Source organism: Paraburkholderia sp. UCT31 (genome assembly GCF_014397655.1).
GTDB classification, from domain to species: domain Bacteria; phylum Pseudomonadota; class Gammaproteobacteria; order Burkholderiales; family Burkholderiaceae; genus Paraburkholderia; species Paraburkholderia tuberum.
Window position 1 is genome coordinate 1 of record NZ_VZQP01000117.1, and the last position, 9,429, is coordinate 9,429.

General features: G+C 65.3%; 8 protein-coding genes. 3 read left to right on the forward strand and 5 right to left on the reverse strand.

Translation table 11 applies throughout. From position 1 onward, the window contains the following. The first annotated feature begins 22 nt into the window (after window positions 1-22). Window positions 23-568 carry a LuxR C-terminal-related transcriptional regulator gene (locus F6X40_RS40365; RefSeq protein ID WP_018421157.1) on the forward strand — a complete coding sequence of 182 codons (546 nt, stop codon included), beginning with the start codon at window positions 23-25 and terminating at the stop codon, window positions 566-568. A 44-nt stretch (window positions 569-612) separates the two neighbouring features. Here the strand turns inward: F6X40_RS40365 and F6X40_RS40370 are convergent, their stop codons facing one another. After that, window positions 613-1,044 carry an acyl-CoA thioesterase gene (locus tag F6X40_RS40370; protein ID WP_090800991.1) on the reverse strand — a complete coding sequence of 144 codons (432 nt, stop codon included), beginning with the start codon at window positions 1,042-1,044 and terminating at the stop codon, window positions 613-615. Window positions 1,045-1,100: 56 nt separating this feature from the next. Next, window positions 1,101-1,877 (reverse strand): SDR family oxidoreductase, encoded by a 777-nt coding sequence (locus F6X40_RS40375; protein WP_018421159.1) that lies wholly within the window; start codon window positions 1,875-1,877, stop codon window positions 1,101-1,103. Between the two features lie 186 nt (window positions 1,878-2,063). Here F6X40_RS40375 and F6X40_RS40380 point away from each other — a divergent pair, with 186 nt between their 5' ends. Further along, window positions 2,064-3,737, forward strand: coding sequence for an electron transfer flavoprotein-ubiquinone oxidoreductase (locus F6X40_RS40380; protein WP_187631735.1), 1,674 nt, complete (start codon window positions 2,064-2,066; stop codon window positions 3,735-3,737). A 175-nt stretch (window positions 3,738-3,912) separates the two neighbouring features. On the opposite strand, the gene aroC is transcribed toward F6X40_RS40380, so the two are convergent. From aroC to F6X40_RS40395, 3 genes are all read right to left on the reverse strand, one after another. Next, window positions 3,913-5,013 carry a chorismate synthase gene (aroC, locus tag F6X40_RS40385; RefSeq protein WP_184063673.1) on the reverse strand — a complete coding sequence of 367 codons (1,101 nt, stop codon included), beginning with the start codon at window positions 5,011-5,013 and terminating at the stop codon, window positions 3,913-3,915. Between the two features lie 163 nt (window positions 5,014-5,176). Beyond that, complete coding sequence (locus F6X40_RS40390; protein WP_187631736.1) at window positions 5,177-7,114, reverse strand: MFS transporter; 1,938 nt, start codon at window positions 7,112-7,114, stop codon at window positions 5,177-5,179. A gap of 202 nt (window positions 7,115-7,316) precedes the next feature. After that, window positions 7,317-7,784, reverse strand: coding sequence for a CBS domain-containing protein (locus tag F6X40_RS40395; RefSeq protein WP_018421164.1), 468 nt, complete (start codon window positions 7,782-7,784; stop codon window positions 7,317-7,319). Between the two features lie 272 nt (window positions 7,785-8,056). Here F6X40_RS40395 and F6X40_RS40400 point away from each other — a divergent pair. After that, a partial coding sequence (locus tag F6X40_RS40400) for an O-acetylhomoserine aminocarboxypropyltransferase (protein WP_262421736.1) occupies window positions 8,057-9,429 on the forward strand: 1,373 nt, incomplete at its 3' end.

Below are 9,429 nucleotides of genomic sequence, written 5' to 3' on the forward strand. Positions count from 1 at the left end.
CATAAGTACTTGCCGCCCCCCCATGCCCGCCCTGGATTACCGCACTGCGTTTCACCTCGCGCCGATCGGACTCGTGCTGTCCCGCGAGCGGACCATCGAAGACTGCAACGACGAGCTAGCGTCGATATTCGGCTACGCGCGCGACGCGCTGATCGGTCAGTCGTTCCAGGTGTTGTATCCATCGGCGGACGAGTTCGAGCGGATCGGCGCGCGCATTCCGCCGATCATGACCGCGCAAGGCAGCTACGCGGACGACCGGATCATGAAGCGCGCGAACGGCGAGCTGTTCTGGTGTCACGTGACGGGCCGCGCGCAGCAGCGCACCGACCCGCACGCGGCGGGTGTCTGGACCTTCGAGGATTTGAGCGCAACCCGGCGGGTCGCGGTGGAGCTGACGCCACGCGAGCGCGAAATCGCCGCGCAACTGGTGACGGGTAAGACCAGCAAGCAGATCGGCCGCGTGCTCGACATCAGCCCGCGCACGGTCGACGTCTACCGCGCGCGGCTCATGCGCAAATACGATACGGGCAATGCGACCGAGCTGTTGCAGCGGCTGCTCGGGGACTGAGAGAGGGCGTTTGAAGCGCGCGACAGCGCTGTCAAGCCGCGCGCTCAGGCCGCCTTGACGAGCGCCGCGCTCTCGATGGCCGCGCGCAGTACGTCAGGCACCGGCACCGACTTGCCCGCCGCGTAGTCGATCCACACGCATCGCGCGGCGCCTCGCGCATAGAGCGTATCCGGCTCATCGGCGCGCAGGAGCTCGAAAGCCGTATCGAAGCTGCTGCGCCCCGGTGTCGCCACCGACATCCGGCCGATCACGTCGCCCGGATAGTGCAGCTGCTTCAGAAACTCCATCGACGCATTGACGATCACCGGCCCCTGCCCGTGCGCGCGCTGGCCGACAAAGTCCATGTGCTCGAACCAGGAAATCCGCACCTGCTCCATGTAGCGGAAATAAACCGTGTTGTTGACGTGACCGAAGGCGTCCATGTCGCCCCAGCGGATCGGCATCGTCATTTCGAAAACTGCGTGAAAATCGCTCATTCTGTACTTCCGTTCTTCCTTTTTCTGCCTGACTTTTGAAACTTTGGACGACCCGCTCACGCGAGTCCGAAGCCGTCGTCGGCGACGATCACCGAGCCGTTGATGAACTGCGATTCATCCGCCGCGAGCAGCAGGAGCAGCCCATCGAGATCCTCCGGCTTGCCGACCCGATGACGCGGCAGCATCGCCACGAGTTTCTGGCCCTGATCGGTCGACCAGTGGTGATGGTTGATCTCGGTGTCGATATACCCGGGGCAGATCGCGTTCACATTGATGCCGTGCTTGCCCCACTCGAGCGCCATCGCCTTCGTCATGTGGACGACCGCGGCCTTGCTCATCGAATACAGGCCGATTTGCGGCAGCACGCGCAAGCCCGCCATCGACGCGATGTTGATGATCCGGTACGACGGCTTCTGCGCGTTGTTGCCGCGCATGATCATGCGCTTGGCGACTTCCTGCGCCACGAAAAACGCGCCGCGCGTATTCGTGTCGAACACGTATTCGAAGTCCGCCGGCGTGACCTCGGACAGCTTCTGCGTGGTCGACACGCCCGAGTTGTTGACGAGGATATCGATGGTGCCGGCCTCGGTCTCCGCATGCGCGACCGCCGACTTGATGCTCTGATAGTCGGTCACGTCGAGCGACACGACGTGCGCGGCGCCGCCGGACGCCTCGATTTCCGCGCGCAGCTCCTTGAGCCGCTCCGTACGTCGGCTCGCCAGCACGACCTTCGCGCCCGCCTGCGACAGCACCTGCGCGAAGCGCTTGCCCAGCCCGCTCGAGGCGCCCGTAATCAGCGCGACCTTGCCTTCCAGATTGATCGAACGGCCCATTGTCTTTCCTTGTTCGGTTGTGGTGACAACTGCGGTTGACGGGTTCGGTAGGACCCGACTAAGGGTCTATACCGTATCATGAAATAGTACGGTCGTGCTAATCTGTGGCTTTCGGGTTGCGGCGCGGGAATCGATCGCCCACAATACGAACCCGAAAAAAGCATTCTAACGGTAAGAGGAGCATCAATGACCCCCGCAAGTCTCATTGAGCAGTACGGCCCGCGCGAGTCGATGGAGTATGACGTCGTCATCGTCGGCGGCGGCCCTGCGGGCCTGTCGGCGGCCATTCGCCTGAAGCAGCGCGCCGCCGAACGAGGCGCTGACATTGGCGTGTGCGTACTCGAAAAAGGCTCAGAGATCGGGGCCCATATTCTGTCGGGCGCGGTGATGGACCCGCGCGCGCTGACCGAGCTGATCCCGGACTGGAAGGAAAAAGGCGCGCCGCTGACGGTCGACGTGACCGAAGACCGCTTCCTGTTCCTGTCGGAGACGGGCGCGAAGAGCGTGCCGACCTGGGCGCTGCCGGACAATTTCAAGAACCACGGCAACTTCGTGATCAGCCTCGCGAACGTGACGCGCTGGCTGGGTCAGCAGGCCGAGGCGCTCGGCGTCGAGATATTCCCGGGCTTTCCGGCGGCCGAAGTGCTGTACAACGACGACGGCTCGGTCAAGGGCGTCGCGACCGGCAACCTCGGCATCGGCAAGGACGGCGAACCGACCGAAAACTTCCAGCTCGGCATGGAGCTGCACGCGAAGTACACGCTGTTCTGCGAAGGCGCGCGCGGCCACCTCGGCCGCCAGCTGAACGAGAAGTTCAAGCTGCGCGACGGCGTCGATCCGCAGGTGTACGGCATCGGTATCAAGGAGCTGTGGGAGATCGATCCCGCCAGGCACAAGCCGGGTCTGGTGATGCACACGGCCGGCTGGCCGCTCGAAAACGACACGTACGGCGGCTCGTTCCTCTACCACATGGACAACAACCAGGTGGTGGTGGGCTTCGTGGTCGGCCTCGGCTATTCGAATCCGTATCTGTCGCCGTTCGAGGAATTCCAGCGCTACAAGACGCATCCGGCGATCCGCGCGATTCTCGAAGGCGGCAAGCGCGTGTCCTACGGCGCGCGCGCGATCACCGCGGGCGGCCTGATGTCGTTGCCGAAGCTGGTGTTCCCGGGCGGTGCGCTGGTCGGCGACGACGCGGGCTTCCTGAACGCGTCGCGCATCAAGGGTTCGCACGCCGCGATCAAGACCGGCATGCTCGCCGCCGATGCCGCGTTCGACGCCGTCCAGGCCGGCCGTCAGTCGGACGAACTGAGCGCCTACCCGGAAGCGTTCAAGACGTCGTGGCTCTACACCGAGCTGTATCGCGCGCGTAACTTCAAGCAGTGGATGAGCAAGGGTCTCTACCTTGGCACGCTGATGGTCGGTCTCGAGCAGAAGCTGCTCGGCGGCAACGTGCCGTGGACGCTGCATCATCAGCATTCCGATCACGAGATGCTGAAGCCGGCTTCGCAGTGCAAACCGATCACGTATCCGAAGCCGGACGGCAAGCTGACGTTCGACCGGCTGTCCTCGGTGTTCATCTCGAACACGAATCACGAGGAAAATCAGCCGGCGCACCTGACGCTGAAGGATCCGACCGTGCCGGTCAACGTGAACTGGCAGACCTACGCGGGACCGGAGGCGCGTTATTGCCCCGCTGCAGTGTACGAGTTCGTGAAGAACGACGATGGCAGCGAGCGGCTCGTCATCAATGCGCAGAACTGCGTGCACTGCAAGACCTGCGATATCAAGGACCCGACGCAGAATATCGTGTGGGTCACGCCGGAAGGCGGTGGCGGTCCGAACTATCCGAATATGTGATTGATGTGCCGTCTGCCTTTGCGGCGCTGCGCGATAACCGGCAGCGTCGCGCAGGCAAATTCCGATAGCGCGCTCGCGCTTTCGTCTGCGCGCATTCTTGCGCGTTTCGTTGGTCCCCTTCCCTATTCTTTTTTATGGCGGCTCGTTCGCCGCCAATCGCGGGACCGCGTCAGGGTTACGGCGCGCTCGCCGCGATCTTCGGCGTGCTCACGGCCACATCGCCGCATTGCGCGCGATGGCGCAGCGCGTGATCGATCAGCACGAGCGCAAGCATCGACTCGGCGATCGGCGTCGCACGAATGCCGACGCACGGGTCGTGCCGCCCGAAGGTCTCGACGATCGCGGGGTTCCCCGCCTTGTCGATCGAACGGCGCGGCGTGCGAATGCTCGACGTCGGCTTGATCGCGATCGACACCGTGATGTCCTGCCCCGTCGAAATACCGCCGAGCACGCCGCCCGCGTGATTGCCGACGAACCCTTCCGGCGTCAGCTCGTCGCCATGCACCGAGCCGCGTTGCGCGACGCTCGCGAAGCCCGCGCCGATCTCGACGCCCTTCACCGCGTTGATGCCCATCATCGCGTGCGCGATGTCGGCGTCGAGGCGGTCGAACAGCGGCTCGCCGAGGCCGACCGGCACACCGGAGGCAACCACGTTGATGCGCGCGCCGATCGAATCACCGTCCTTGCGCAGCGCGTCCATATACGCCTCGAGCTGCGGAACGATCTCCGCATTCGGCACGAAAAACGGGTTTTCGCGCACCTGCGCCCAATCGACGAACGGCACGTCGATCTCGCCGAGCGCGGCCATATAGCCGCGAATTTCGGTGCCGAACTTCTCGCGCAGCCACTTCTTCGCGACCGCGCCCGCCGCGACCGCCGGCGCCGTCAGCCGTGCCGACGAGCGGCCGCCACCGCGGTAATCGCGAATGCCGTACTTTTGCCAGTACGTGTAGTCGGCGTGGCCGGGGCGGAACGTTTCCGCGATGTTGCCGTAGTCCTTGCTGCGCTGGTCGGTATTGCGGATCAGCAGCGCAATTGGCGCGCCGGTGGTTTGACCTTCGAACACGCCCGAGAGGATCTCGACCTTGTCTTCTTCCTGGCGCTGCGTCACGTGGCGCGACGTGCCCGGCTTGCGGCGATCGAGTTCGAACTGGATGTCGGCTTCGTTGAGCGCCATGCCCGGCGGGCAGCCGTCGATCACGCAGCCGATAGCGGGGCCGTGCGATTCGCCGAAGGTCGTGACAGTGAAAAGCGTACCGAGCGTGTTGCCGGACATGAGCGTCGTCCAAAGAAAAACGGGGAGAACGCTATTATGCCAGCCCCCTAGTCTCGAAGCCGGGCCTGGCGACGGCGATGGCCGAACGGCCAGGGCGCACTCGGCCGAAAGCGGGTGATGGCGGGCGAGCCCGCCATCTCGGCGTCCGCGCACCGGCCCACGGCTACTTGCGGGCGCCGCGCAGCTCGGTCACGATCCGCTGCAGCGTCTCCGGCGTCGCGAGCGCCGGGTCGATCGGCTCGCCGACGGCGAGGCTCAGCCGGCTCATCACACCTTTGCTGATCGGCCGCGGCCAGGTTGCGTCCACCGCGCGCGAAAACACGCTGCCCCACAGCCCGCGCAGCGCCATCGGAATGACGGGCGCCGGCGTCCGTCTGACGATCTCGGCGACGCCGTGGCGAAACGGATTCAGCTCGCCGGTACGCGTCAGCTTCCCTTCGGGAAAGATGCAGACGAGTTCGCCGTCCGCGAGCGCCTGCGCGCACAGCTCGTACGCACGCGCGAGCAGCGCCGCGTCCTGATGCGCGGACGCGATCGGAATCGCCTTCGCGTGCCGGAACAGCCAGCCGACGAACGGCGAGCGGAAGATCTGGTGGTCCATCACGAAGCGGATCGGCCGCGGGCTTTCGGCCATGATGACGATCGCATCGACGAAACTGACGTGGTTGCACACGAGCACCGCCGCGCCCTGCTCCGGAATCCGCTCCGCGTGCACGAGCCGGATCCGGTAAAACGTATGCACGAGCAGCCACGCGATGAAGCGCAGCAGGAACTCGGGCACGAGCGAATAGATGTAGCCCGCGACGACCACATTCAGAAGCGCGGTGACGAGGAAGATCGCCGGAATACTGAAGCCCGCGGCGGTCAGGCCCACCGCCATCAGCGCCGACACGATCATGAACAGCGAATTGAGGATGTTGTTCGCGGCGATGATGCGCGCGCGATGGCTCGGCTGACTACGACTCTGGATCAGCGCATACAGCGGCACGCTGTAAAAGCCGCCGAACATCGCGAGCAGGAACAGATCGGCGAGCACGCGCCAATGCGCGAACCGCGCGAGAAATTCGCCAACGCTGAGCAGATGCCCCGCCGGCGGCAGCGCGTGGCTCGCGAAAAAAAGATCGATCGCGAACACGCTCATGCCGATCGAGCCGAGCGGCACGAGGCCGACTTCGATCCGCCGCTTCGAGAGCCGTTCGCACAACAGCGAGCCGATGCCGATGCCGATCGAAAACGTGGCGAGCAGCACGGTCACGACGTCGGGATCGGCGGACAGCACGTCCTTCGCGAAGTTGAAGAACGACGCGAGGAACGTCGCGCCGACGAACCACAGCCACGAAATGCCGAGCAGACCAAGAAACACCGTGCGGTTTTCGTGCGCGAGCTTCAGATTGCGCCACGTTTCGCTGACCGGGTTCCAGTTGATGCGCAACCCGGGCTGCGGCGCGGGCGTAGCCGGCACGAAGCCCGACACGGCGCGCCCGATCAGCGCGATCGCGATACACGCGCAAGCGAGCACCACCGCGCCATGCTCGGCGAACCCCGCGCCCGCGCCGCCGACGATCGTGCCGATCAGGATCGCGACGAAGGTGCCCATCTCGACCATGCCATTGCCGCCGACCAGCTCCGCCTGCGACAGATGCTGCGGCAGATACGAGTACTTGACCGGCCCGAATACCGTCGAATGCACACCCATCAGGAACGTGCACAGGTACAGCAACGGCGCGCTGTGCAGCCAGAACCCCGCGCCGCCGACCAGCATCACCGCGATCTCGAAAGTCTTGACGAGGCGCGTGAGCAACGCCTTGTCGTACTTGTCCGCGATCTGGCCGGAAGTGGCCGAAAACAGCACGAAAGGCAGAATGAAAATCGCGGAGATCAGGAACGCCGCGGTTTTCGGGTCGACCCCCGAAAACCGCGCCGCCTGATACGTGACGAGCGACGTGAAGCCGATCTTGAACACGTTGTCGTTCATCGCGCCGAGAAACTGTGTCCAGAAGAACGGCGCGAAGCGGCGCTGGCCGAGCAGGCGGAACTGGGATTCGCGCGCTTGGTGCGCGCGAGCGGCGCGGCGGGCGGCGGGCAACGGACGATCGTTCATGAAGTCAGGAGAACGGCGCGGAAAAATGGCGATGACGCGGGCGGCACGGCCGGCAAGCGGATCGCCGCGACTCGCGCACGCGGCTCCCGCAATCCGTCCGCACCAGCTCCAGACACAAAAAAAGCGCCCGCTTGCGCGCGCGCCCTGTCGGCGGATTCGCGCTCGCGGCGACGGCCGGAGCGCGACCTTCGAGCCACGCGCATCAACGCGCCGGCTGCTGGTCCTGTCCTTCCTGCTCTTCCGGCCAGTCGCGGATATAGGCCTTCAGCATGCGGTTCTCGAACCCCTGCTCCTCGACCACCGCCTTCGCGACGTCGTAAAACGAGATGACGCCCATCAGCGTGCGGCTTTCCATGACGGGCAGATAGCGCACGTGATGCTCGAGCATCATGCGGCGCACTTCGTTGACGTCGGTTTCGGGCGTGCAGGTGAGCGGATGGTCGTCCATCACCTTGCGGATCGTCGAGGTGCCGACGCTGCCGCCGTTCTCGCTCAAGGTCAGAATGATTTCGCGAAACGTCAGCATGCCGACGAGGTCGCCGTACTCCATCACGACGAGCGAGCCGATGTCGTGCTCGGCCATGGTATTGACGGCGTCATGCAGCGTGGTATCCGGCGTGACCGTAAAAAGGGTATTGCCCTTGACTTTAAGAATGTCGCTGACTCGCATGATCTATCTCCTGATACCGCTAATCTTGCAGTGCATGAAATGTTTTTTCGATCCTATCGGAAAGGCCCATAAAAGGAAAGCGGCCCGCCGGCCAAGGCGCGGCGGGCTTCGGAGACTCGAATTCGTCTGACTTCCAGATTGCGAGCATGCCCCGCTCCCGGCACGAGCCGCAGGAACCCGCGGGAAAACCGCGCTTGAAGCAGCGCGCGCCAATGGTAGGATGGCCGCCCACCCCGATCTTTCGCGAGGCCGCTCGCGGCCCGCCGCCCACGATGTCCGCCAACCGTTTCGATACGCTTGCGCTGCACGCCGGCGCAGCCCCCGACCCTGCCACCGGCGCGCGCGCGACGCCGATCTACCAGACCACGTCGTTTTCGTTCCGCGACTCGGATCATGCCGCCGCGCTGTTCAACATGGAGCGCGCCGGCCACGTCTATTCGCGCATCTCGAATCCGACCGTCGCCGTGTTCGAGGAGCGCGTCGCCGCGCTCGAAAACGGCGCCGGCGCGATCGGCACCGCGAGCGGCCAGGCCGCGCTGCATCTGGCGATCGCGACGCTGATGGGCGCGGGTTCGCACATCGTCGCGTCGAGCGCGCTGTACGGCGGCTCGCACAATCTGCTGCATTACACGCTGCGACGCTTCGGTATCGAGACGACCTTCGTCAAGCCCGGCGACCTCGACGCGTGGCGCGCCGCGCTGCGCCCCAACACGCGCCTGCTATTCGGCGAAACGCTCGGCAATCCGGGCCTCGACGTGCTCGACATCGCCGCACTCGCACAGATCGCGCACGCGCACCGCCTGCCGTTGCTGGTCGACTCGACCTTCACGACGCCCTACCTGCTGCGCCCCTTCGAGCACGGCGCCGACCTCGTCTACCACTCGGCGACCAAGTTTCTCGGCGGCCACGGCACGACGATCGGCGGGGTGCTGGTCGACGGCGGCACGTTCGACTTCGAGGCTTCCGGCCGCTTTCCCGAATTCACCGAGCCGTACGACGGTTTCCACGGCATGGTATTCGCCGAGGAAAGCACCGTCGCGCCGTTCCTGCTGCGCGCGCGTCGGGAAGGCTTGCGCGACTTCGGCGCGTGCCTGCATCCGCAGGCCGCGTGGCAGCTGCTGCAAGGCATCGAGACACTGCCGTTGCGCATGGAGCGTCACGTCGTCAACACACGGCGCGTGGTCGAGTTTCTCGCCGGTCATGCGGCGGTCGAATCGGTCGCCTATCCCGAGTTGCCGACGCATCCCGACCACGCGCTCGCTAGGCGGCTGCTACCGCGCGGCGCGGGCGCCGTGTTCAGCTTCAACCTGCGCGGCGACCGCGCGGCCGGGCGCGCCTTCATCGAAGCGCTCACGCTCTTCTCGCACCTCGCGAACGTCGGCGACGCGCGCTCGCTGGTGATTCACCCGGCATCGACGACGCACTTCCGCATGGATGCCGCCGCGCTCGCCGCGGCCGGTATCACCGAAGGCACGATCCGTCTGTCGATCGGGCTCGAAGATCCGGATGACCTGATCGACGATCTCAAGCGCGCGCTGAAGGCCGCGCAAAAAACCGCGCAACCGGCGAGCGGCGGTCGTACCGCAACGCCGGGCAGCGCCTCACAACAGACCGCCACTGCCGCGCCCGCCGCCACGAGCACCCC